The following is a 25,324-nucleotide window of genomic DNA, read 5'->3' on the forward strand; positions in this document are numbered from 1 at the left end:
TATATCTTGACTTTTAAGGCGTTTTGTGTTACAATGGAGGTATAAGATGAATAGCAAAAAAATAAATGAAATCAAGACTTCCCTTCCAATCCTGCAAAGTTATATTTTTTCTGATATAAAAACATATAAGAAATTTTTAAGGCTTGCAGGATATACATACGAATATACCTTTGAAAATCAGCTCATGATCTTCAAGTATAATCCATATGCGAAGTCTTGTGCAACATTTGAACAATGGACGTCTGAGTTTGATAGACGGATCAACAGCAAATCGCAAGGAATTCCTGTGATTATTGATGGAAAACTGGAGTATTTGTTTGACTCGTCTTCAACTTCTAAGAAGTATGATTATCAACCTGATGAGCCAGTTGTATGGCAGCTTGATGATAATAATACTGAAAAAGTAACTGCTGAACTTCAATATGATTTTACAAACGCTAATCATATTGCAAATGCAATTAGGTTAGAAACGAATAAGCTTACATTTAAAAGCGAAGCTCAGAAGGAATTAATTTTAAATAGTGTGGCTTATGTGGTTTGTGAAAGATGCGGCGTTAACGGCGATGAGTTGATTGACGATGATATTGTTAGCATATTGAAATCAAGTCGTAGCAACACGGTCGATATAGGCAATTATGTCAATCGTCTAAGCAGAACTTTTCTACAGAAAATTGAGAATTGTCTGGACAATAATACGGAAAGGACGGATAATCATGAAAGAGAAAATCATCAACGGAATTCGTCACGTGCAGATACCCGGCACGGAGGAATGGTTGGCAGACACACTGTTCGAGGAGAACGGAACGTATATGCTGGACGAGAGAGAGGGTCGATTTCAGTATTATCCGATTTCAATGGAAAAGCTGACTCCAGAGGAGATAACTCCGGAAATGCGGATGGCTTTCATGGCAGAGCTAACGGAATCGGAAATGAACACCGAGAATCGTTACAGCCTGGGACGTCGCGAGAATTGGGAAATGGAGTTGATGCCTCGTTCTCTGAGAACGCTGTATTACAAAGAGGGCGATCATTGGATATTGGACAAAACGGCAGTTCCGTCAACGAAATACGCTCAGATCGCTCTGAAGCATATGAAGACTTCTCAAAAAGAGCTGTACAAGGATTTGAAAACGTCGAAGATGTTGGGATTGTATCTGGCGAAGCTAGACGATACTTGTCAACAGAAAATAGATCTTCTGACGGAGCAAATAATGAAAAGAGACGAAGTGAACGCAGAACTTCAGAAGAAAGATTGGATGAAATACAGTCAGATGTTGAACATGAGCAAGCTGGAAGCGGAGGAAATAATCCTTCAGGAAATGATCTACGATCAGTAAATTCAAATGCGGCAGGAACTACAATTCCTGCCGTTACTTTTTATAATAAGGATCAAAATATCATCGGCACTGTGAATGTTAGGTATATAAAAGCAAAACGGTACAGAAAATTTGATACACCAACTGCAATCAGAATTGCTGAACAATTTGAAAAAAGCAATATATCATATTCGGGGAAAATTGAAGATAATTTTACAACGCTTACTTTTTCAAATGATGATATGTTACGCTGCAAAGCTATTATTTCACAAATTGAACGCAGCCTCCAGGAAAATGCCAAGGAACTTAAGCACAGCGCAGCACGACTTAATCCTGTTACTGATCAATATAACAGTCTGCAAATTATAAAGGATGTTCAGAAGGCTTTAAAAGATCTATATAATGACGACGCTCATGAAGGCGAGGTAAATGGCGGTTATGATTGGAAAAATTTCATAAGTAGCCTTGATGTTGTTTCAAAGCATAATCCCGGAGAAATAAGAACATTGATTAATGTTTCAGGTGCTGTTACTCTTTTACAACGAGCCTCAGAAATGAACAGTGGCACTTCAACTGAAAAAGAATACACATTTGCAAATGAGATTTTAGAGAAAATAATTAATGATTATCATTCAACGATAATTAATCCATCGGAGCATACTGATCAATTATCGGTGTTTGATAATTTTGTTCCTATTTCTGATACCGAAAAAAAGCTTGCCGATAATGCAGAAGATAATATTTTGTTAGTAAATGATTTCAAAAAATTTGCAGTAGGTAGCTTGCAAGACAATTTGACTATACGTAATGCTCATCAAAATTCCGATAATGCAGAATTTCAATTAGAAGTACATAATGCAGTTAATGATTTGCTCACAGACCTTATTGCAGGCAATCAGCAGATTGAAGGATATGCTTTTAATGATATTTCTGTCTTTTACGACAAGTTTTTTGCTGATGAAACAATGCAAAAGGATATTTATAGATCTGTAATTGAAGATGTTGACACATCGTTGCAGCAACTTGAAAAAGCACGAATTATTGCTAAAGAGCAAGGTATACCTTTTTCAGATAAATTTAGTAACGGGTTGGACGATGATGATCCCAATATCTATACATATGACGGAGGTATGTCTCCTGAAGACTTTTACAAGTGGCAGCTTTTAAATGAGCTGGCTGAAATAACAGGCGCAGAAGACGGTACGCCATATAAACTTATAGAAACATTTGAACAAAACCATGAAAATGCAGAAAATCTGATTTTTGAAATACTTAATGACAATGAATTGGCTCACAAAGTATTTACTGTAATTTCCAACAGCAGATATATGAAAAATACTGCTTCTGATAGCGTCACAAAGTCAACTGAAGATAATTTGCCGACAATCACATGTGAGTGGAGCGAAAGCAATTATTTTGAGGATGGTAAAACGTACACAGTTTATGAGTTTGACAAACTTATGAAACAAGCTGATGATGAAATGGTTGCAGGAGCAAAAGCGGCAATTGAAAAGTACGGTTCATCCGAGGCTTGGTATAGCTCTAATGATTATGATGAGTTTACACAGTTTAAGGGCTATAATAAAGTCAAATTCACTTTGAATATGCCTAACGGAACGTCTTTTACCGAAAGGCAGGATGTAGGCGACGGTTACGGAGGGGTGATCGACTTTCTCCGTCAATATTCTAGCTACAAGAGTATCATTCCTTTACTTGAATCTGTCAGAGATCTGCAAAAAGCAGAAGTAATTCTTGACAAAACAATATCAGAGAAAGCGCAGCTTGAAGTCTCTCAAACTACTATTGAAGCAGAAAAAAAATCTGAAGTTACAAATTATAAAGAAACGGATTTTACAGGAAACCAGTTATCTTTATTTGATAACTCAATTTCCTTTGAAGAATCAAAGAATGAACATCAGACAATAATTACTTCCGAAAATCAGATAGATTCCGAAGCTGCAGAGCCAAGAACAAATATTGAATCCTTGAAAAAACAGTTTGTAAAGTATTCAAGTGATAACACAATTTATGGTAAAAAAACATATGAACGGCTCAAAAATGCGCTTACTGAAAATAGTATTGACGTAAGAAGCCTTGAAAAAAATGATTATCACATTTTTGAAACGGCTGAAAGATACGGTGCTAAGACTAATTTTCGCAACAATATAACGGCAATACGTCTGTTAAAACAAATTGAAAGCGAAAATAGATTTGCAGACAGCAAAGAACAGCAGATTCTTGCAAAATATGTTGGATGGGGCGGTCTGCCTCAAGCTTTTTCACACGAAAATGAAAAATGGAAGAAAGAATATATTGAACTGAAGGATCTGTTGACAGAGAAAGAATACAGAGATGCAGCTACATCAACGCTTAGTTCTTTCTATACTGACTACAATATCATTAATCAGATTTATGATTGTTTAATAAATATGGGCTTTGAATATGGCAGTATTCTTGAACCATCAGCCGGGATAGGAAATTTTATAGGCTCTATGCCTGTTGAAATGTACAAACAATCGAAAATAACCGCCATTGAGCTGGACAGTATCGCAGCTCGTATAGCGAAATTGTTGTATCCATCTGCAAACGTTCAAATTAACGGATTTGAGAAAACTCAACTTGAAGATAATTCTTTTGATCTGGCAATAGGTAATGTCCCTTTTGGCGGATTTTCAGTTTTTGATCCCAAATATGACAGCCATAAATTTATGCTGCACGACTATTTCTTTGCAAAGTCCATAGATAAAGTACGACCTGGAGGAATAGTTGCCTTTATCACATCTACGGGAACGATGGATAAGAAAAGTACAGACGTAAGAAAATATATAGATGAACGTGCTGAATTTATCGGTGCAGTAAGATTACCCGGTTCTGCATTTGCAACAACAGAAGCAAGCGCAGACATTATATTTTTAAAGGTAAGAAAAAAGCCTGAATACACTAAATCTGAATGGATAGAAACAGATATAGCAGCTGACGGATTTACTATCAACAAATATTTTCTTTATCATCCTGAGATGGTTTTAGGAAAACGCGTTGCTGTAAATAAAATGTATGGACGTTCTGACAGTGCAATGTATGTGCCGTTCGATAATAACAATGATATATCTGATTTACTGCATAAAGCATTACAGAATATCAAAACAGATTATAATGCGCAGCGTGTCTTTACTAAAGATAAAAATGAAAACGGACGTATCAAAGCACCGGAACATCTGCAAGATACCAGGAATTACAGCTATATAATTTTTGATGATAAACTTGCTTTTTATAAAGACGGCTATATCGACTTTGTAAATGTAACTGAACGTGAAGAATCAAAGTATAGGCAGCTTATTGCCGTACGTGACAGCTTACGAAAACTTATTGCATTGCAGCTTAATGAAAGTACATCGGATGAACAGTTGAATGAGCAAAGAAACAATTTATCAGCTGAATATGATAAATTTGTAAAGAAATTTGGATATATAAATTCGCGCAACAACATTAATTTATTTAAAAATGATAATTCCGCAATGCTTCTGACTTCCCTTGAGATTTTTAATGACAAGGGATTTGAGCGCAAAGCTGATATTTTCTTTAAAAGGACAATCAGCCCTCGTCATGTTCCTGACAGGGCAGATTCTGCATATGAAGCATTAATTATATCTATGTCCGAAAAAGCAAGAGTGGACATTGACTATATTTCTGATCTGTGCGGAAAATCATATCAGGAAGTAATTGACGAGCTCAGAAACGTTATATATCCAAACCCCGAAAAGTTTGACGGATATGGCAACGTTATATATGAATTGGCAGATGAATATTTATCAGGTGATATACGTGAAAAGTTGTCAGCTGCCAAAAAAGCCGCTGAGAAGAACCCTTTATATGAAGCAAATATAAATGCTCTTAATGAGGCAATGCCACAACCATTAACGGCTGCGGAAATTGAAGTAAGGCTAGGAGCTACGTGGATCGATCATGAATACATAAGACAGTTTGTTTATGAGTTGCTGCAAACTCCGGTCAGCTTACAATATCTAGATACATTACCACCACGGTTGAATAATGATAGAATTGATATCGAATATTCAGAGTTCACTGCAAGATGGAATGTTTCCAATTTCAAAAGAGATAATGATAATGTTCGCAGCAGTAATATTTATGGAACACAAAGAATAAGTGCATATGAAATAATTCAAAAAACACTTAATCTCCATGATATAAAGGTATATGATACCTATTACGATTCTGATGGTAAGCCTCAAAAAACGCTGAACAAATCAGCTACAATTGAGGCTCAGCAAAAGCAAACCTTGATTTGCCAGGAATTTAAAAATTGGATTTTTAGAGATTCGGAGCGCAGAAACAAACTGGTAGCAAAATATAACAGATTGTTTAATTCAATCAGACCGAGAACGTATGACGGCTCCTTTTTGAAATTTGTCGGTATGAACCCTGAGATACAACTAAAAAAGCATCAGAAAGACGCTGTAGCTCATGGATTGTTTGGAGGCAATGAATTATTAGCTCACGTCGTAGGCGCAGGAAAAACGTTTGAAATGGCTGCTATAGTCATGGAAGGCAAAAGATTAGGCTTACATAACAAAAGCCTTATAGTCGTTCCTAATCATATTACAGAACAGTTTGCTGATGAATTTATGAACCTTTATCCAGGTGCTAATTTGCTTGTTGCAAAGAAGACAGATTTTGCGAAGGAAAACCGTAGGGCGTTATTTGGAAAAATAGCGACCGGAGATTATGACGCAGTTATTATCGGTCATTCTCAGCTAATTAACATTCCTATGTCCCAAGAGCGTCAGGTAGCTTTCCTTGAGAGACAGCTTGATGATATAACTACTGGTTTAGCCGAGGTAAAATACAGTAGGGGTGAAACTTTTCAAATCAAGCAAATGGAAAGAACTCGAAAAACTCTTGAAGAAAAGCTGAAAAAACTCACTGAGACCCCTAAAAGAGATAATATTGTTACATTTGAAGAAATGGGCATTGACAAGCTTGTGATCGACGAGGCGCATGCTTTTAAAAATTTGTATTTGCATACGAAAATGAATAATGTTGCAGGACTTTCTGCTGCCGGAGCTGCAAAAACCGAAGATCTGTATATGAAATGCGAATACATAAATGAGAAAACTAATTGCAGAGGCTTAGTTTTTGCAACAGGAACGCCATTAACTAAATCTATAACGGAAATATACACCCTTCAGCGTTATTTACAACCTGAATATTTGAAAAAAACAAATTTGTATCATTTTGATTCATGGGCTTCTACGTTTGGAGAAACAGTAACTGCCACTGAACTTGCTCCTGAAGGAACAGGGTATAGATTGAAAACACGTTTTTCACGTTTTTATAATTTACCTGAACTTATGGCTGCGTTTAAATTAGTCGCTGATATAAAAACATCTGATATGCTTAATCTACCAGTACCTAAGTGTAACGTTCACAATATAAGTGCCGAACCTTCGGAAATTCAGGAACAGCTTATTAAAAATCTGAGCAAAAGAGCAGCTAAAATACACTCTGGTGAAGTAAACCGCGATCAAGATAATATGCTGAATATAACAAATGATGGTCGTAAAATCGGATTAGATCAACGTATTATTAACTCCGATTTTGAAGATAATCCAAATTCCAAAGTTAATCTATGTGTTAAAAATGTATATAAAATTTGGCATGATACCGCCGATAATCGTTTAACTCAGCTTATTTTTTGCGACTTCTCAACTCCAACTGGAAAGTCTGAATTTAATATTTATGATGACATCAGAGACAAACTGATTGCACAAGGAGTACCGCGCGATGAAATCGCATTTATTCATGATTATAATACAGAGATTCGCAAAAAAAATCTCTTTGAAAAGGTACGCAGCGGCGATATACGGATTCTTCTTGGATCAACCGCAAAAATGGGGGCGGGTACTAATGTGCAAAATAAACTCATAGCTACTCATGACTTGGATGCTCCATGGAATCCGTCAGATTTGGAACAACGTTTAGGACGGATGGTTCGCAGAGGAAATACTAATGACGAGGTAAATTTGTATCGCTATGTCACCAAAAATACTTTTGACGCATATTTATTTCAAATGCTTGAAAATAAGCAACGACCGATAAGTCAGATCATGACTTCAAGATCTGCAATGCGTTCATGTGACGATATTGACGAAGCAGTTTTGAATTATGCCGAAGTTAAGGCTTTATGTGCAGGAAATCCGTTGATTAAGGAAAAGATGGAATTAGATATTGAGATTACAAAGCTACAGTCGCTTAAAGCTTCGTATCTTAATAATGTATATCGCATGGAAGACGATGTGCTTAATAAGTATCCAAAGGAAATTACATTTTGGAAATCCAAAATTTACAATTTGCAAAAGGACATTGATATTTCAATGAAATATCCAATTATTAAGGATAGCGATAATAAAAGGGTTATGACAGATTTGGTTATCAACGGAGTTACATTTACCAGCAAAAATGAGGCTGTTGAAGCTATTAATCAAGCTATAAAGAAAGCTCTGGATCATAAAGATACTTCTCCTTTTGCCCATTATCGCGGCTTTGATGTAGCGGCTGCACACAATCCGATAACTCTTGATGACGAACTTTTATTATCCGGCAATGGAACATATCGCTTAGAGATAAATTTATTGAGTTCCGGTATAATAACCAAAATGGATAACTGTATAAAGAATTTTTCAAAGGAGTTATCAGAATCTAAAAAACAGCTGGGCATTGCAGAAAAAAATCTTGCTCAAGCAAAAGAGGAAATAAAGAAGCCATTTCTGCAGGACTCGGAACTTAATTCTAAGCTTAAACGTGCAGCAGAGTTGACGGTACTGCTTGAACTCAATGATAAAACCGAAAATGGATTGGAAAAGGAGGAAAAAAAAGAATCTGTCCGAAAAAAAATAAAGGAAAATCAAGCAATAATAAAAAATCGGGATATTCAAAAAGAATTGCTTAAAAATGAACGTCCTGAGAAAATCTGTTCTGGAGAATAGTATTAACGATCAAAAGACCATACCGCCTTTCACAATGGCGGTATGGTCTTTTTTTGTTGCATTTTATTCAGTATTCCGATATTTTTCTATGATGTATAACAAATATAAGTCTTTTAAACTTATCAGAAAAATTCTTTATTTTCTATGCTTTTGCAAAATAAAGCTCAAGAGCCTTTTCAATTATTTCGGAAATTTCATCTGCATTAGCTTTCTCATCAAAGAATTTACTATAGATTTCACTATTTATCCTTACAGTCCTGTTTTTTGGAATAGTTTGCGTTACATCGGTCATTTTTCCCGATAAAATTTTTACAACAGTAAGTTGATCCAAGCCTTGAAGTTTATCATATTGACGCAGCTGCTCAGATTTTTTCATATCAATCTTATATATTTTCGCAAACTTAATCAACATTTCTTGAATTTCCTGCGGAAGATATGATATGTTTACAGCCGCTCTGACCGAAATTGTTTTATCGTCTACAAGAGGTTTAAGCCCGTCTATAAGCATATTTATTCTTAGCAACCGTGCAACGGAATCTTTACTCATGCGATATTCGTCTTTGAGCTTTTGCGCGGTTGTAAGCGTTTCTTTTTCTGAGGAATATTCGCCTTTCTCCATTCTGTGCAGTTCCTCAATAATATCATTTCTCTTGCCTTGTGAAAACATCTGACTATGACGCATTGCTATAACTGCCGCTTGTTCTGAGATTTTAAGATTATCAAATCCTCTTTGCATAAGATTGGATTCAATGACGTACATTTCTGCTTCTTCCTCTGTAAGACCGTCTTTGATGATTGCCGGAACAGTCTGCTTTCCTGCCAGAATTGAAGCATTCCAACGGTTATGTCCTATAAGTATTTCATATTTGCCATTAAGCGGTTGAACGATGATCGGAATAAGCACACCATTGTCCTTTATGCTTGATACCATATCGTCAAGCCTCTCGCCGCTGTAAAGCTCGAATTTGTGATTGTGATAAGGTACAAGCATATCGCAGGGTATCTGCTTGACCTGATTTTCCGTCGCAACGGACGGCGTACTGAGCATTGCTCCCAAATCAAATGCTGCTGTCATTTCTTTTTCCTCCGTTTCTGCCTGAACCTATTTTTCAGCTTTTACTTGTTCCCTGTTTACTTAAACAAATAATTTCTTCTGATAATTCAGTGTATTCATCACCAAGTCTGTTTTTCATCTTACATAATGCATTTCCACTCTCTGTGGATTTAGCAGCTTCAACAGATTTATGTATTACTGTGCGGAATAAATTGTTGTATTCGTCAGAAAGCTTTCTAAGAGCGGTTTTACTGACGATAGTGTTATCTACCATTGTTGGCAGTACACCTATCAGAGTAAGTGTTGGATTGATTGTAGCGCGTATTTGGTAATAAAGAGAATTAAGAGCCTGTAAGCCATCCATTGCAAATTTTTGAGTTTGTACAGGAATAATCATTCCACTTGCCGCAGTTAGGGCGTTAATAAGCAGTATACCGAGAGACGGTAGGCAATCGATAAGAACGTAATCGAAATCCTCCATAACGCTGTCTGAAAGTATACGCTTTAATATTGTCTCTCTCGCAAGAGCTGTTGACATAACGGTCTCGGCGTTCGCAAGATTGATGTCGGCAGGTAGATAGTAAAGGTTGTTCAATTCGTTATATCTGATACATGACTTTACGATTTCGGCGGAAACCATTGCTTTTGAAGCTACCTCCGTTATGAGCTGCGTCATCGTAGGTTTATTGTCCGCATCCACAAATCCGAGGTATTCTGAAAGATTAGCCTGCGGATCTAAATCTACAAGTAACACCTTTTTGTCAAATTTAAGCGCAAGAGCAGCTCCAAGATTGAATGTGGTTGTGGTTTTTCCTACTCCACCCTTTTGATTGCAGATCGCTATTACTTTACTCATTTTTGTCTTCCTCCATTAAATTTTTATATACATTTGTTATAAAACCTTCGATTATTTCTTTTCGCTCAATACAATCAGCATTCTTTGTAATGTTGTAGAGAAAGCGATGGACGATAGTCTCGCACTCTAATAACATATCGTATATTGAGCCTTCTGCTTTAAAATTTAAAGCTACTCCGTTAATTTCATTAAGAAATTTTGCGTTAGCTTCAATCATTTTTTTCACTCTCTTTCTGACTTATTCGCCAGTGGCGAATAAGTTGTTTTTATGATTATAGAATATCATACTGCTGTCAGTATGTCAATAAGCATAAGTAACAAAATATTACTTGAATATTTAGTTATTTTTTATATTGCTATCAATATTTTAAAATGGTATAATATAAAAGATTTTGGAGGTGATAGCTTGGCATATTCGGACGCCAACCGCAGAGCTGTGAATAAGTATAACAAGAAAAATTACAAGGTAATCACTGTCAGAGTAAAAAAAGGCGAGGAGATTCGCATTCAACAAAGAGCTGATTCACTTGGTCTGAGTGTTAATAAGTATATTCTTAATCTGATCGACAAAGATATCGAAGAAGCTTATGATTAGATTATCTTGAGCGGTTGTTATCCTTTTCTTTTACTTCTTTTTCAGGCTCTTCGGTACGCATATACTTATCGAGCTGCCGCCTCATTTTTTCAAGTTTATACGCTTCTTTTTTCGACTGGCTGTATTCTGAATACAGTCGGTCTTTTTTTTCTTTCAACTCATCGATCTGTTTTTGAATAATTGAAATCTGGGGAAGTTTTTTTCTCCCGAATTGTTTTCTCAGTTGTTCAACAGCTTCCTCATACAGCATTATATTGCTTTCGTTTTCTCTGAAAAATTTTTCTTTATTTTTTGCCGTTTTATACTTATCATACAGTGGTTTTAATTCGTTATATTCTTTCAAGTTTCTGACTGATATTTGCAACGAATTTATTTTACTATCAATAGTCTTTATCGATTCTCTGGCTTCAATTCTTTGCTCATGCATTTCATCAGTTTTCGCTAAAAGTTGGCTGTCATTGCTTATTCCATGCTCAGATAAATAGCTGAGTATTTCCGCTGCTGCTTTGAAATTCTTCAATTTAGCCCAATGCTCCAGACCATCGCCTTGTCTGAATTTTTCCTGAGAAGTATCAATAATTTGCGGAAGATTAAGTGACTGCATGAATTCACGACGTCGTCCAGTATTTTTTTCAATACGCTCTATAATTTTTTCTTCCGTATAGTAATAACCTAATGTTTTTGAACGAGTATACCGCTGCTGTCCCGGAGCTTTAAATTTCAAATAAACGCCTTCGTTGTTGACCTCATAGCCAGCTGAACGCATTTTGTTTATAAAATCATCGAAGTTTTTTGCAGTCCTTATATTTGTGTCGATCTCAGATCTAAGTTTGCTTTTATACGATTTTCCTTCTTTATCTATTAACCATTCATAATAAGATTTTCCTGTTCCCAGATAAGCATTTTCAACAATTGAAAGATTCATTTCCTTACATATCTCGTCAGAAATTTTTCTAACGAGATACCACGCTTTTCCGCCGCGATTGTGTTCTGTATTAAATGTTCTGCCTGATACCATATTTACAGAATTAAAAATGATATGGTTATGTATTTTTCCCGTGTTTAAATGTGTTGCAATTACATATTCGTACTGTCCTTTTAATAGTCTATCCGCAAGCTTTTTTCCTGCCTCCATAGCTTCTTCTACTGTTACTTCACCAGCTGCAAACGACTGATATATATGATGTGCAAGTACGCTGTTCTGACCTGTTCCTTTTGTGCGCTGAGTGAATAACATTTCGGAAGCTGCTGTGGTAGGAGTGCAGGCATAGGATTGAATTGTTCTTCCATTATCCGTTTTGTATTTGTTACATATATATTTTATTGCAAGATCTAGCGTTTCTGTGATAGCAAAGATACCTGTAACCGCCATATTTCCTCCATTTTTTCGTTTAAAGTTTTTAAATCTTCTGCATATAAAGAGTTTGTTGTATTTACTCGTTTTGCAATTTGATTTATGTTATTTGAAATGCTGAAAAGCAATTGATTCATACGCTTTAACTGTTCAGAATCTACTACTTTTATTTCACCGTCAACAGTCATTTTTCTGACATATGCACTTAAATTTTCTGTGCCGATTATCTGCATTTTTGCATTGATAATTTCCATTTCCTCTTCAGAAAAATACACATGAATCTGCTGCTTACGTCTACGATTTTTTTGCATTTTGTCATCTCCTGATTTTTTTGGTTTAGGGGTTTGGGGGCTTCCCCAACAAGCAATTTTAACACATTGTTCACTAATGAACAATGTGTTAAAATTGGCAAGTGTGTACACACTTGCGATGCTTGCTACTTTGAAGGTCCGGAAACTCCGCAGAGTGTCCGGTCGCCCAAAGGGCGAAAAAGCGAATTATTGTTCATAGTTTTTTCATATATAAATATTCATCAAAAACTTAAATAAATTTTTTGGCAGAAAGATTTTAAAAGCGGAATTTTTGCAAAAAGCAGCTTACTTAAATAATGCATTACATTTTTAATTTTATGATTCCGGCGCAGCAGAGCTTTACATTTCTCTCCGGTCAGAAACATCTAAGTAGAAGCGTTAGACAAAGATTAAGCTTGCAAAAAAAATCTACGAAATTTTACAATTCCGTAGTTTAGCACAACTTTATTTTTTTGTCAAGCCCTATCAAAAAAATTTTTTTCTCTTAAATATTGTGAAATGACGTATATTAAAGCTTTCAGCTTATACAAAAAAATTAATTTTTCTATTAATATGAAAAATCAATTTAATGATAAACAATGAACCAGGCTGACGGAATAATTTGAATCATTTAGATATTTTGCATAAATTTAGCTTATTTTTTTGTTAAAACCGCCAAATTCACATAAAATGCGCAAAAGTGCTTGACAAATGTGCATTTTAGGTGTATAATAAGAGTATAGAAAAAACCAGTAAATTTTAATTAAGGAGTGGTCATAATGAATAGAACATTAAGAGACTGGAACGGGTACACAATGCGAGGACGCACAGATTATGATGATGATTTAATTCGTGAATGGTTATTGCTGCATGGCGATGAGGAGTTAGTAGTTGATGATTGTAACAGGTTGATGTCATCCGCAGACGAAACGTCAAGAGTGTATATAGCTGACATTCAAGATGTTGAATACGGTGAAGGACACTACTGTTAGTTATGGTTCTGACGGGTTTATCCAAAAGCCCGTTTCCAAGAACGCTAGTTCTAATGATTAAAAAAATTTTGTTGTCAAGGAGGATTTGTTATGAGCAAAAACAAGGAAATTGAATGGGTGCAGATCAATCAAAATCTTTCTCCAGAACAATTCAAACAGTATATTCTTGATGAAAGCGTATACGTTGAACCGGAAGAGGTAAGAAACTACATCCAAAACTATTACGAGCCGAATTTTGATCTTTTCACGATTATCACAGAAGATCTCAAAGATGTGCTTGTATCAACAGACATAGAAGGAAAGGAATATCGGTACGGAATCGGTGCGCTGGCACGTAACGAAGAACTGAATGAGAAAAATATGTTGACACTTTTGACACTTTCAGATTACCCGGACGACTATGTAAAAGGACAGCTGCTTTGCAACAATTATCTTCCTTTTTACATTTACGAAAAAATGGTTAAAGACTATAATAATTCTGAACGTGTTCCGTGCGAGGAATCAAATAACCGCGTGACAGACGATTACTACAGCTGTCTGATGAAAAAATCTGTAGAATACGCAATGTATGCTGAACAAAGCACAGAAGACAAAAACTGTGATAACCGAGGACGTCACTTTGCAAAGCTTACCGAATCAGAGTTTTCAGAGCTTTACGGAATGGACGTAGATCACGACACAGTATCTATGAAGCTTTACAGAAATATGAATGCTCCGGCTTACATTCGCATTTGCGCTGCTTTTAGTCTCGCTCGTCTGGAGGACCCGGTCGACGACGCGGGAATAAATACAGCTCAGATGTTCAAGACGATTTTTCAAGGAGTGGCTTTTGTGGAAGACTTTGATGTTTATCATAAGCAGCTCGGAGAACAAGTTTGCAAACATCTTTTCAAAGAAATTGATCCGGAACTGAAAAATGCTTTTCTGCGTTTTATTTACAATGAAGATGTTAAGCAATCTGATATTGAAACAATCAATAACAGATTAGAATCTTCTTTAAGTGTGCCACTTTAGTTAATATTTTGAAGTGAAATTAAGTGCGACATTATGTCGCACTTAATAAACAATAAGGGAGTGTGATTTTGTGAATGTTATAGATTATGAAAAATCTGGAGCATTTGCGGGAAGTAAAACGGTTATTACATCAAACGCAAAAGATCGGCTGCTGAAAGCGATCGATGGAAACAATATGTATGAGATAGCTTTCTCTATCTTTTCTGCCGCTGCTTCTGTAAAAATTGAAGAAAGTGTTTGCATAGCTATAAATCTATTGTCCGAGGCGGACGAAGAACAGATAAGAAGCTTTGCTCATGCGTTTCTTTCTGAAGTGACCGTTACAAATAACTTGCTACATCTTCAAAGAGTAGAATCCGATAAGCTTTTGGTTGCAAAAATGGCAGACAGCAAAGGAGATTTGAAAGCTTTGCGAAAACTCGCCGGGCTTACGCAGAAAGAGCTGGCGGAAAAAGCGGAAGTTTCTTTAAGAACAATAGTTAATATCGAGTCTGGCGCGAAATCTTTAGAACATTATCGGTTCCAGACAGTTCAAAAGATTGCTGCAGCATTGAATATTGAAACAGAAATGCTGAAGTAAGTAGTTAGAGAGAAGAATAGTAATGGATAAGAAGCTTTTTTTTGAAACAGTTGCCAGCAATTCCTGCAAAGAGATTCAGAAATCTACGCTTATTTTCTTTTGTATGGATTACAACATAAGCATAAAGACTACTGACAGCCGCGCAAAAATTGTTGACGCTATTGAGAACAGCTCACAAGCTGAGATGTTTTATGAAACATACAAAGATGTTATTTTAATCCCGGCTTATAAGATCGCTAAAGAGTTGAATTGTAATAAAAAGGATCTTTCTGTATTGCTAAATTTACAGATTGTCAAGTCAAGATCAGAAACTATAAGTGTCTATAGTCGTAACGAGCATGGATACATAGATGTTTTATGCTACTCTGCCGATTTTCTTGACATTGATTCAGAAACAATGAAGTCAGCTCTTGACGATTATTACTCTCAAGCTTGCAGTATAAGAATTGAAACGAAAAAACAAGCTCAGATAAAAGATATTATATCTCTTCTTGAAAAACTTTTTTATGTAGAAGAAGATAAAATATCTTCTTATGAGCAGAGAAACGGTTCGGGATATTATCACTATCTCCGCGTTCATCCTCTCTCTGATCAGCCAGATCCAAATTGCCAGCCGGACCAGCCAGGTCCAGATCGCCATGAAGATGTCTATGTGAAATTTAAAAACATCTGGAACTCTGAGTTGTGGGATGAACCGTTATTCTCTGAAAGTGAATTCAGAAAACTTCTTAAACGCTATGAAAATTACAAAGATTTTTACATTAAAAATAAAAAAAGCGAATGATAATATACAACTGCGGTTAAAATTGAAAAGAAAAAAGCAAAGACTGATGAAATATCTGAGATATTTCATCAGTTTTTGTTATATGTCACAAAAAAATCATGGAAATTTGTGCAAAATGACATTTTTTAAAAAAATGCATATTTTTTGCGCAAAAACGCTTGACAAATATGCATTTTTAGTGTATAATAAGAACATAGAAAGGGAAAGGAAAATCCCAAACACCAGAAAGGAATGATCTCAATGGCAAAAACGATAAGAATCTCTTACAAGGATTATAAGAATGATGAAAATTTTCGTAAGTGTAAGTCTGTACCCGACAGCTATGATTCAAGAACAAAAACAATTGAAATATATATGCTTGACATATATGAATATGTTGACAAATACACAGAAGCAAGAGCACAGGCAGATATTCGCACTTGTGAACATGTTTCAAGAATGTTGTACAAGATTAAGGAACTTAAAAGCACTCAAAAGATGCAGCTTAAAGGCACTCAAAGAGTGCAGAAAACTACGGAAATTGAGAGCACAAACGATTTTATCGGAAAGAAGATGAAAAACGGAAACTTCTTTGATGGATTGAATGAACTTTCATGGTTTGATTTTTCTGATGATGACGACTACATGGTAAAGCAAATTTACAAAGCTATGCTCGAAGCTGCACAGAATTATATGTCTGATATGTCTATTGCTTCTGACGGTACGTTTAAGCACTCTTATTTTAAGCTGATATTTGAGAACGGCGGCAAACAAAAAGAGATATGCTTTAATTCAGCTGTATCTCCTCGCTATGTAGAAGAATATCTTGAGTTAGACAAACATTCATGCGTTTTAGAAGAATACGACTACGACATAGAAAGCGATACGTTTACTCTTGTAAAAAAAGAAGATGCTTAAGGAACAAGAAGCGGAGTTTAACGGCTCCGCTTTAATATTATCAGTCAGAATGATGTTCAAATTTTATGAGAAGGACAGCTTATGTGATTTTCATTCTTTTGAGTGTGTCAGCATGACACACTTCTTTTTTCAAAATAAATAAAATAATAAATTGAAAATTTTTTTTGATGAAGTATTGACATTTCAAAAAATACAGTGTATAATATTGGCATAGGGTAAGTAAGATTCTTGAAACTATCCATTTTTGGGTAAAAAAATAAAACACCCCCACAGGCTAAACTTTCTTGCCGGAAAGTTTAGCCCAAGCCGCACAGATGTCTCACCACAACTGTGAAACCTTTTGAGGATGCTTAATCTCGTGCTTTATTTTAACACGATTAAGATACATTTGTCAAGAGCTTTTCAGATTGTTTTAAGCAGACATCTGAGAAGCTCTTATCTTTTTGCTAGTTAAATCTGTTTTCACAGATTTGATATAGAATCGGATAAGCCTCCGCTAGGTGACTAATTATCCGATTACAACTGAATAAAGAATTTGATGTCGGAAGACTGACCACTCCAACAAGAACTACGCCGAGACCTGCACGCCATGACCTTGATCAGAGCGAGCGATAAAATGCAGCAGCGAGTATATATACCCGTGGGTTGAGCTACCGTTGGGGATTCGTTTGAAAGCGAAGTATGGTGCAGTTGCAAATAGTAATTTGCGAAAGGCAATGCGAAATGCCGTTTACTCTTATAGCATAATGGACTATAAGACAAACTGAGATGAGGTTGGGTCACATCATTGCATTAGCATCAGCAAAATGAAAAACATCAAAAACAAAAAATGTATTTATCGGGTGGGTCGGAACTCACCGATCCGCCCTTAAATATATGACAATTGAATAAAATATTAACAGCGGCTGTTAACCGCAGGCGGTCAACGAGCTGATATATTGTGCAAAGTCCGTAAACACGATGTTTACAGACTTTGCGGAGTAATATTGGCTCCCCAAGTTGGACTCGAACCAACGACCCTGCGGTTAACAGCCGCATGCTCTACCGACTGAGCTATTGAGGAATATAATGAATAGAGAAAGTGAAGAACACTTTCTCTATTCTTTTTAAAAGAGCCGGCAAGACCTATTTTACCGGGCCGTACCCAGCCAAGTATCGTTGGCGAAGATGAGCTTAACTTCTGTGTTCGGCAAGGGAACAGGTGGGACCTCATCTCAATCATCACCGGCTATAGTGAAGCATGACAGCTTCAAAATTGAATAATGGATAAAGTAAGGCGTCAGAGGGGAGGGATTGACATAATAAAGGTTAAGCCCTCGACCTATTAGTACTCGCTAGCTTAATACGTCACCGCACTTACACTTTGAGCCTATCAACCTTGTAGTCTTCAAGGGGTCTTACTCCTTTCGGATGGGATATCTTATCTTAAGGGCGGCTTCACGCTTAGATGCCTTCAGCGTTTATCCGTTCCGCACATAGCTGCCCAGCCGTGCCACTGGCGTGACAACTGGTGCACCAGAGGTGCGTCCATCCCGGTCCTCTCGTACTAGGGACAGCTCCTTGCAAATATCCTGCGCCCACGACAGATAGGGACCGAACTGTCTCACGACGTTCTGAACCCAGCTCGCGTACCGCTTTAATTGGCGAACAGCCAAACCCTTGGGACCGAATACAGCCCCAGGATGCGATGAGCCGACATCGAGGTGCCAAACCTCCCCGTCGATGTGGACTCTTGGGGGAGATCAGCCTGTTATCCCCAGGGTAGCTTTTATCCGTTGAGCGACGGCATTTCCACTCACATACCGCCGGATCACTAACTCCAACTTTCGTTACTGCTCGAACCGTCATTCTCGCAGTTAGGCTCGCTTCTGCGTTTACACTCTTCTGCATGGTTTCCATCCATGCTGAGCGAACCTTTGAGCGCCTCCGTTACTCTTTAGGAGGCGACCGCCCCAGTCAAACTGCCCACCTAACAATGTCCCCCGACTTGTTTCAAAGCCGCAGGTTAGAACTCCAGCACTCCAAGAGTGGTATCCCAAGGCTGACTCCACATCAGCTGACGCCGATGCTTCCTAGTCTCCCACCTATCCTGTACATGAAATACCGAAATCCAATATTAGGCTACAGTAAAGCTCCATGGGGTCTTTCCGTCTAGTCGCGGGTAACCGGCATCTTCACCGGTACTACAATTTCGCCGGGCGGGTTGTTGAGACAGTGCCCAGATCGTTACACCATTCGTGCGGGTCAGAACTTACCTGACAAGGAATTTCGCTACCTTAGGACCGTTATAGTTACGGCCGCCGTTTACCGGGGCTTCAATTCAATGCTCTCACATCTCCTCTTAACCTTCCGGCACCGGGCAGGTGTCAGCCCCTATACGTCATCTTTCGATTTAGCAGAGACCTGTGTTTTTGATAAACAGTCGCCTGGGCCTATTCTCTGCGGCTTGATTGCTCAAGCACCCCTTTTCCCTAAGTTACGGGGTCAACTTGCCGAGTTCCTTAACAACCCTTCTCCCGTTGGCCTTAGAATCCTCTTCCTATCTACCTGTGTCGGTTTGCGGTACGGGCGCATTATACATTCATGCAGCTTTTCTTGTCTCCGTCCATTGTGACTTCCCTACTATTTTTCGGTCCCTTTCGACCGGGTCAACCATCGCCCGGCTTCACAACTTTCAAAGCGTCCCTGCATTTAAGTATTTCTGCGGCTACGGAATCTCAACCGTATGTGCATCGGCTACGCGTTTCCGCCTCACCTTAGCTCCCGGCTTACCCTGAGCGGACGAACCTTCCTCAGGAATCCTTAGATTTTCGGCCATTATGATTCTCACATAATTCTCGCTACTCATTCCGGCATTCTCACTCGAATAAAGTCCACCAGCGCTTCCGCTCTGACTTCGCCCCTTATTCGACGCTCTCCTACCACGATAACCTTAGTTATCATCCCAAGCTTCGGTATACGTTTTAGCCCCGTTGAATTTTCGGCGCAGAGTCACTCGACCAGTGAGCTATTACGCACTCTTTTAATGTATGGCTGCTTCTAAGCCAACATCCTGGTTGTTTATGCAACTCCACATCCTTTTCCACTTAAACGTATTTGGGGACCTTAGCTGTGGGTCTGGGCTGTTTCCCTTTCGACAACGAAACTTATCTCACGCTGTCTGACTCCCGTGAACCGATTATCCGGCATTCTTAGTTTGATAGGGTTCGGTAATCTTTCGACCCCTAGCCCATTCAGTGCTTTACCTCCGGTAATCTGTCACGAGGCTAGCCCTAAAGCTATTTCGGAGAGAACCAGCTATATCCGAGTTCGATTGGAATTTCTCCGCTATCCACACCTCATCCCCGGCCTTTTCAACGGACGTGGGTTCGGTCCTCCATGGAGTTTTACCTCCACTTCAACCTGGACATGGATAGGTCACTCGGTTTCGGGTCTATTGCATACGACTTTTTCGCCCTGTTAAGACTCGCTCTCGCTTCGGCTCCGCGCCTTAAGCGCTTAACCTTGCCGCATACAATAACTCGCCGGACCATTCTACAAAAGGTACCCGATCACACCTTGACGTGCTCTCGGTGCTTGTAAGCATAGGGTTTCAGGTTCTCTTTCACTCCCCTCCCGGGGTTCTTTTCACCGTTCCTTCACAGTACTTTTCGCTATCGGTCATCAGGTAGTATTTAGGCTTGGAGGGTGGTCCCCCCGTCTTCCCACGGGATTCCTCGTGTCCCGCGGTACTCTGGATCCAGCTCGCTGACTCGTCTTTTCGCTTACATGACTCTCACATTCTTCGGTATGTCTTCCCATACATTTCAGCTAAAACTCATCAATGCTAAACGCTGTCCTAAACCCCGTATGTATTGCTACACACGGTTTGGCCTCTTCCGCTTTCGCTCGCCACTACTCACAGAATCTCGGTTGATTTCTCTTCCTCGCCCTACTTAGATGTTTCAGTTCGGGCGGTTCCCCTCATATACCTATTTTATTCAGTATATGATGTATGAGCTTCTCTCATACGGATTGCTCCATTCGGAAATCTGCGGATCGTTATATGCTTGCTATTCCCCGCAGCTTATCGCAGCTTACCGCGTCCTTCGTCGGCTCCTGATGCCAAGGCATTCTCCCTACGCTCTTATTAGCTTAACCATTTGAATTATGTCTTTTCCTCTTCTTGCTTTTCGCTAATTGTAGGTTTCTCAAGATCTCTCTTGATTTACCCGACTCTTAATCTCTTTCGATTAATTTGTCGTTTTTCCTCATTTGCATTACTTTTCTTCATTATTCAATTTTCAAGCTGCCAAAGCTCTTGCGCAGCAAGAGCTTGAAAAATCCCTTTGATGAATTATTTCATCAATTTCGCTTTCGCGAAACCGGTATTTTTCTTTGTTCGTTAATTGTTCTCCAATTAACTGGTGGGCACAAGTGGACTCGAACCACCGACCTCACGCTTATCAGGCGTGCGCTCTAACCACCTGAGCTATGCGCCCGAAACTTCCTTTCAGTTCCGGTGAAGACTACGCTTCATCATGTGTGCTACGGTTGTTCTTCCTCCTAAACTCTTGTTGGTGGAGATGAGGAGGATCGAACTCCTGACCCCCTGCGTGCAAGGCAGGTGCTCTCCCAGCTGAGCTACACCCCCAGATCCAAGGGCTTAGGTTCCGTTCTTATGCTCTATTCCTTTTTTAAGATGCCTTTTCAGACATCTTCAAAATTGAATAACAACTCTGCTTCTGTTTCTTCCCTTGTCTGACCGGAGTCTGCTGCTTTTTATTCAGCCTTACTCCTTAGAAAGGAGGTGATCCAGCCGCACCTTCCGATACGGCTACCTTGTTACGACTTAACCCCAGTCATCAATCCCACCTTCGACAGCGTCCCCCTTGCGGTTAGACTACTGGCTTCGGGTGTTACCGACTCCCATGGTTTGACGGGCGGTGTGTACAAGGCCCGGGAACGTATTCACCGCGGCATGCTGATCCGCGATTACTAGCAATTCCGACTTCATGCAGGCGGGTTGCAGCCTGCAATCCGAACTAAGACTATTTTTTGTGTTTTGCTCCGCCTCGCGGCTTTGCTTCACTTTGTTCATAGCCATTGTAGTACGTGTGAGGCCCAGGTCATAAGGGGCATGATGATTTGACGTCATCCCCACCTTCCTCCGTTTTGTCAACGGCAGTCCTGCTAGAGTGCTCTTGCGTAGCAACTAACAGTAAGGGTTGCGCTCGTTGCGGGACTTAACCCAACATCTCACGACACGAGCTGACGACAACCATGCACCACCTGTCTGTACGTCCCCGAAGGGATTTCACTCATCTCTGAGCTATGCGTACGATGTCAAGACCTGGTAAGGTTCTTCGCGTTGCGTCGAATTAATCCACATACTCCACTGCTTGTGCGGGCCCCCGTCAATTCCTTTGAGTTTCAGCCTTGCGGCCGTACTCCCCAGGTGGATTACTTATTGTGTTAACTGCGGCACGGAAGGGGTCAGTCCCCCCACACCTAGTAATCATCGTTTACGGCGTGGACTACCAGGGTATCTAATCCTGTTTGCTCCCCACGCTTTCGAGCCTCAGCGTCAGTTAAAGCCCAGTAAGCCGCCTTCGCCACTGATGTTCCTCCTAATATCTACGCATTTCACCGCTACACTAGGAATTCCGCTTACCTCTACTTCACTCAAGAACCGCAGTTTCAAGTGCAGTCTATGGGTTAAGCCCATAGTTTTCACACCTGACTTGCAGTCCCGCCTACACTCCCTTTACACCCAGTAATTCCGGACAACGCTCGCTCCCTACGTATTACCGCGGCTGCTGGCACGTAGTTAGCCGGAGCTTCCTCCTAGGGTACCGTCATTATCGTCCCCTAAGACAGAGGTTTACAATCCTAAAACCTTCTTCCCTCACGCGGCATCGCTGCATCAGGCTTTCGCCCATTGTGCAATATTCCCCACTGCTGCCTCCCGTAGGAGTCTGGGCCGTGTCTCAGTCCCAATGTGGCCGTCCAACCTCTCAGTCCGGCTACTGATCGTCGCCTTGGTGAGCCCTTACCTCACCAACTAGCTAATCAGACGCGAGCTCATCTTTCAGCGATAAATCTTTGATAGCCTTACCATGCGGTATGACTATGTTATGCGGTATTAACTGTCGTTTCCAACAGGTATCCCCCTCTGAAAGGCAGATTGCTCACGTGTTACTCACCCGTCCGCCACTAGCTTCGGAAAAGCAAGCTCTTCCTCCGCCCGTTCGACTTGCATGTGTTAAGCGTGCCGCCAGCGTTCGTCCTGAGCCAGGATCAAACTCTTAATTTAAGTTGTATATTATATACATCCCTGTATCTAATATCTCTTCCTGTTTCAGTTCCTCACTGACTGTCGTAGTTTTTTTCGTCTTCTACTTGACTTCTTAATTCCTTCCAAGTACTTTCTCTCTCTTCTGGAATCTCCAAGGGTTTCTTCTTCGTCTTCGTTGTTATTCAATTTTCAAGATGCCTTACCGCTATCCCCCCTTAGCTCTCGCTTTCGGGACAGCTCGTTTATTATATCACTTCCGGCGGCTCTTGTCAAGACCTTTTTTTAATCTTTTTTCTGCCTCCGTATACTGCCTCCGCTTTCGCTCTTTGAGACAGCTTATTTATTTTATCACCCTTTTCTTTTCTTGTCAATCCCTTTTTGCTCTTTTTGGTGTTGTGCATAAAAAAACTTATCTTTTTTATACATTTTAATGACTTATGCCTACATTATTGACAAAATTCCATACTATATTCAGCGTCAAGCAAATAAACAGACTCACTATGCGCTTTTTCCCGCCATAAGCTTCAATTTAATAATCGTCCGAAACGCTCGGCACATACTCCTCATTTTCTATGACATAGTCCATGACCCTGCAATAAAAATCTGTAGGATTCATCATTATCTTAGATTTGATATACTCCGCTTGCTCCCTATCGGGAGCGTATAAAGTCATATCCATAAGAACAAGACCGTTGTCTTCGCAGGTACAGTGAACCGAATAGCCTTTTTTTGCGGGAACAATTTCAAAGCTGACGTCATGCTCAGCCTTCAGCTTGGCGAAAAACCTCAGTCCGGCGGCATAAATTCTGTCGCGCACGCTTTTGCTTACAAGCTTTTTAAAGCTTTGCGCGCCCTCCCTGCCTTTCTCCGTAAGAAGATAATACGACGTTCCCTCCTGTTCCTCAAGGGTCAGAGTCTTATTTTCCAGCATTTCGCTTACCGCCTCGGAATACAGAAAATAATTAACTATCCCGTCGCCCGTAGCGATTTCGGTAAGCTGGTTGGGTGTGACCGGCCTGTCCATCTGAAACAGAAAATACGCCAGCAGTATCTTTACCTCGTAAACGTCTGTAGGATTGAAAATATCCGGCGTTATATTAAGCTTGGAATAATCCTGTTCCAAAATATCACTCCTGTATGTTTTTATTCAGGTGACGCCGCTGCCAATTACGTCTTGTCCTCGTCGTCCTCAGCGGCGCCACCTATCAAAAATTTGGGTATTCCAGCATATGATTGAGCAGCGCGATATTAACGGCAGCCTCTACGCAGGGAACCGCTCTCGGCACCACGCAGGGATCATGCCTGCCTTTGATCGCAATGGTTTCGTTTTTCATAGCGGAGTAATCCACCGTCTGCTGAGGCTGCGAGATCGACGGCGTAGGCTTGAACGCTACTTTGAGAGTTATAGGCATACCGGAAGAAATTCCGCCTAAAATTCCGCCGTGAAAATTTGTTCTCGTAACAACATGACCCTGTTCATTGACGTAAAATTCATCGTTGTTTTCGCTGCCCAGCATTTTAGCCGCGTTGAATCCCGCGCCGAACTCCAGTCCCTTTACCGCCGGAATACCGAAAATAAGCTGAGCGATCGAATTTTCAAGTCCGTCAAATATAGGAGAACCTATTCCGGCAGGCACGTTTATAGCTATACATTCCACAACTCCGCCGACGCTGTCCTGACATTCCCGAGCCTTTTCGATGTCCTTTATCATAAGTCTGCCCTTTCGGTCTGAAAGGGTCGGAAATTCCTTTTCCCTCAGAGCCATGATATCGTTTCTGGAGGTTCTGATGTGGTCGAAGCTGTCGTCCTTTATTTTGTGTATTTCAGAAATATGCGCGCCGACATAGATTCCGCGCTTTTCAAGAATCTGACCGGCTACCGCTCCCGCGAAGCAAAGAGGCGCGGTAAGTCTGCCGGAAAAATGTCCGCCGCCTCTCTGATCGTTAAAGCCTCTGTATCTCAGAGCGCCCGTATAATCGGCATGACCCGGACGGGCAAGCTTGGATATATTGCCGTAATCCTGCGAATGCTGGTCGGTATTCTGAATAAACGCGCAAAGCGGAGTGCCGGTGGTTTTTCCATTGAAAAAGCCCGACATTATCTGCGGCATATCCTTTTCTCTCCGCTGAGTTGAGGTCTTGTCCTTCTTAGGGGCGCGCCTTGCCATAAACTGCATAAGCCTGTCCATATCAATGCTTTCCCCCGGCGGAACGTTATCTATAACCACGCCTATCGCGGGACCGTGGCTTTCTCCGAAAACCGAAAAGGTTATATTGTTACTCCATGTTGACGACATTATTTTACCTCCAA

General features: G+C 39.8%; 14 protein-coding genes, 3 tRNA genes and 3 rRNA genes. 7 read left to right on the forward strand and 13 right to left on the reverse strand.

Annotated features, from left to right (window positions below; all coding sequences use genetic code 11):
• Positions 1 to 46 precede the first annotated feature (46 nt).
• The gene (locus tag EIH25_RS04375; RefSeq protein ID WP_243113083.1) at positions 47 to 8,320 is read left to right on the forward strand and encodes an LPD25 domain-containing protein; all 8,274 of its coding nucleotides are present in this window, start codon (positions 47 to 49) and stop codon (positions 8,318 to 8,320) included.
• A 142-nt stretch (positions 8,321 to 8,462) separates the two neighbouring features.
• Here the strand turns inward: EIH25_RS04375 and EIH25_RS04380 are convergent, their stop codons facing one another.
• From EIH25_RS04380 to EIH25_RS04390, 3 genes are read right to left on the reverse strand one after another with little or no spacing between them, the layout of a single operon-like run.
• The gene (locus tag EIH25_RS04380) at positions 8,463 to 9,395 is read right to left on the reverse strand and encodes a ParB/RepB/Spo0J family partition protein (protein ID WP_124098936.1); all 933 of its coding nucleotides are present in this window, start codon (positions 9,393 to 9,395) and stop codon (positions 8,463 to 8,465) included.
• Positions 9,396 to 9,429: 34 nt separating this feature from the next.
• Positions 9,430 to 10,230, reverse strand: a complete 801-nt coding sequence (locus tag EIH25_RS04385; RefSeq protein WP_124098938.1) for an AAA family ATPase — start codon at positions 10,228 to 10,230, stop codon at positions 9,430 to 9,432.
• A complete protein-coding gene (locus EIH25_RS04390; protein WP_124098940.1) occupies positions 10,223 to 10,447 on the reverse strand; it encodes a hypothetical protein in 225 nt (74 codons plus the stop codon). Before EIH25_RS04390 ends, EIH25_RS04385 begins: the two co-directional genes overlap by 8 nt.
• A 189-nt stretch (positions 10,448 to 10,636) precedes the next feature.
• Between EIH25_RS04390 and EIH25_RS04395 the strand changes: the two genes are divergently transcribed.
• The gene (locus EIH25_RS04395; protein WP_124098942.1) at positions 10,637 to 10,825 is read left to right on the forward strand and encodes a hypothetical protein; all 189 of its coding nucleotides are present in this window, start codon (positions 10,637 to 10,639) and stop codon (positions 10,823 to 10,825) included.
• 1 nt (position 10,826) lies between these two features.
• Here EIH25_RS04395 and EIH25_RS04400 read toward each other — a convergent pair whose 3' ends face one another.
• Together EIH25_RS04400 and mobC are read right to left on the reverse strand one after the other, a co-directional pair.
• A complete protein-coding gene (locus tag EIH25_RS04400) occupies positions 10,827 to 12,197 on the reverse strand; it encodes a relaxase/mobilization nuclease domain-containing protein (protein ID WP_124098944.1) in 1,371 nt (456 codons plus the stop codon).
• The gene (mobC, locus tag EIH25_RS04405) at positions 12,158 to 12,601 is read right to left on the reverse strand and encodes a plasmid mobilization relaxosome protein MobC (RefSeq protein WP_124098946.1); all 444 of its coding nucleotides are present in this window, start codon (positions 12,599 to 12,601) and stop codon (positions 12,158 to 12,160) included. Before mobC ends, EIH25_RS04400 begins: the two co-directional genes overlap by 40 nt.
• A 647-nt stretch (positions 12,602 to 13,248) precedes the next feature.
• Here mobC and EIH25_RS04410 point away from each other — a divergent pair.
• The 5 genes from EIH25_RS04410 to EIH25_RS04430 all read left to right on the forward strand — a co-directional run bounded on the left by EIH25_RS04410 (position 13,249) and on the right by EIH25_RS04430 (position 16,736).
• Entirely contained in the window at positions 13,249 to 13,461 is a 213-nt protein-coding gene (locus EIH25_RS04410) for a hypothetical protein (RefSeq protein WP_124098948.1), read from the forward strand.
• A 90-nt stretch (positions 13,462 to 13,551) separates the two neighbouring features.
• Positions 13,552 to 14,475 (forward strand): hypothetical protein, encoded by a 924-nt coding sequence (locus EIH25_RS04415; RefSeq protein ID WP_124098950.1) that lies wholly within the window; start codon positions 13,552 to 13,554, stop codon positions 14,473 to 14,475.
• Between the two features lie 70 nt (positions 14,476 to 14,545).
• Complete coding sequence (locus EIH25_RS04420; protein WP_124098952.1) at positions 14,546 to 15,055, forward strand: helix-turn-helix transcriptional regulator; 510 nt, start codon at positions 14,546 to 14,548, stop codon at positions 15,053 to 15,055.
• Positions 15,056 to 15,077: 22 nt separating this feature from the next.
• Positions 15,078 to 15,839 carry a hypothetical protein gene (locus EIH25_RS04425; RefSeq protein WP_124098954.1) on the forward strand — a complete coding sequence of 254 codons (762 nt, stop codon included), beginning with the start codon at positions 15,078 to 15,080 and terminating at the stop codon, positions 15,837 to 15,839.
• Between the two features lie 240 nt (positions 15,840 to 16,079).
• Positions 16,080 to 16,736, forward strand: a complete 657-nt coding sequence (locus tag EIH25_RS04430; protein WP_124098957.1) for a hypothetical protein — start codon at positions 16,080 to 16,082, stop codon at positions 16,734 to 16,736.
• 987 nt (positions 16,737 to 17,723) lie between these two features.
• Here EIH25_RS04430 and EIH25_RS04435 read toward each other — a convergent pair.
• The 8 genes from EIH25_RS04435 to aroC all read right to left on the reverse strand — a co-directional run bounded on the left by EIH25_RS04435 (position 17,724) and on the right by aroC (position 25,310).
• Positions 17,724 to 17,799: transfer RNA gene (locus EIH25_RS04435), tRNA-Asn, on the reverse strand.
• 50 nt (positions 17,800 to 17,849) lie between these two features.
• A 5S ribosomal RNA gene (gene rrf / locus EIH25_RS04440) occupies positions 17,850 to 17,965 on the reverse strand.
• A gap of 75 nt (positions 17,966 to 18,040) precedes the next feature.
• Positions 18,041 to 20,876: ribosomal RNA gene (locus EIH25_RS04445) — 23S ribosomal RNA — on the reverse strand.
• 264 nt (positions 20,877 to 21,140) lie between these two features.
• Positions 21,141 to 21,217: transfer RNA gene (locus EIH25_RS04450), tRNA-Ile, on the reverse strand.
• A 76-nt stretch (positions 21,218 to 21,293) separates the two neighbouring features.
• A tRNA-Ala gene (locus EIH25_RS04455) sits at positions 21,294 to 21,369 on the reverse strand.
• 149 nt (positions 21,370 to 21,518) lie between these two features.
• Positions 21,519 to 23,031 (reverse strand): 16S ribosomal RNA (locus EIH25_RS04460).
• Together the 16S, 23S and 5S rRNA genes with 3 tRNA genes alongside form the textbook arrangement of a ribosomal RNA operon.
• Before the next feature lie 511 nt (positions 23,032 to 23,542).
• Entirely contained in the window at positions 23,543 to 24,136 is a 594-nt protein-coding gene (locus tag EIH25_RS04465) for a DUF4364 family protein (protein WP_243113084.1), read from the reverse strand.
• 82 nt (positions 24,137 to 24,218) lie between these two features.
• A complete protein-coding gene (aroC, locus tag EIH25_RS04470; protein ID WP_124098959.1) occupies positions 24,219 to 25,310 on the reverse strand; it encodes a chorismate synthase in 1,092 nt (363 codons plus the stop codon).
• Positions 25,311 to 25,324: the final 14 nt, after the last annotated feature.

Origin of the sequence: Ruminococcus sp. Marseille-P6503 (assembly GCF_900604945.1) — a bacterium.
In the GTDB taxonomy this organism is placed as follows: domain Bacteria; phylum Bacillota; class Clostridia; order Oscillospirales; family Ruminococcaceae; genus FB2012.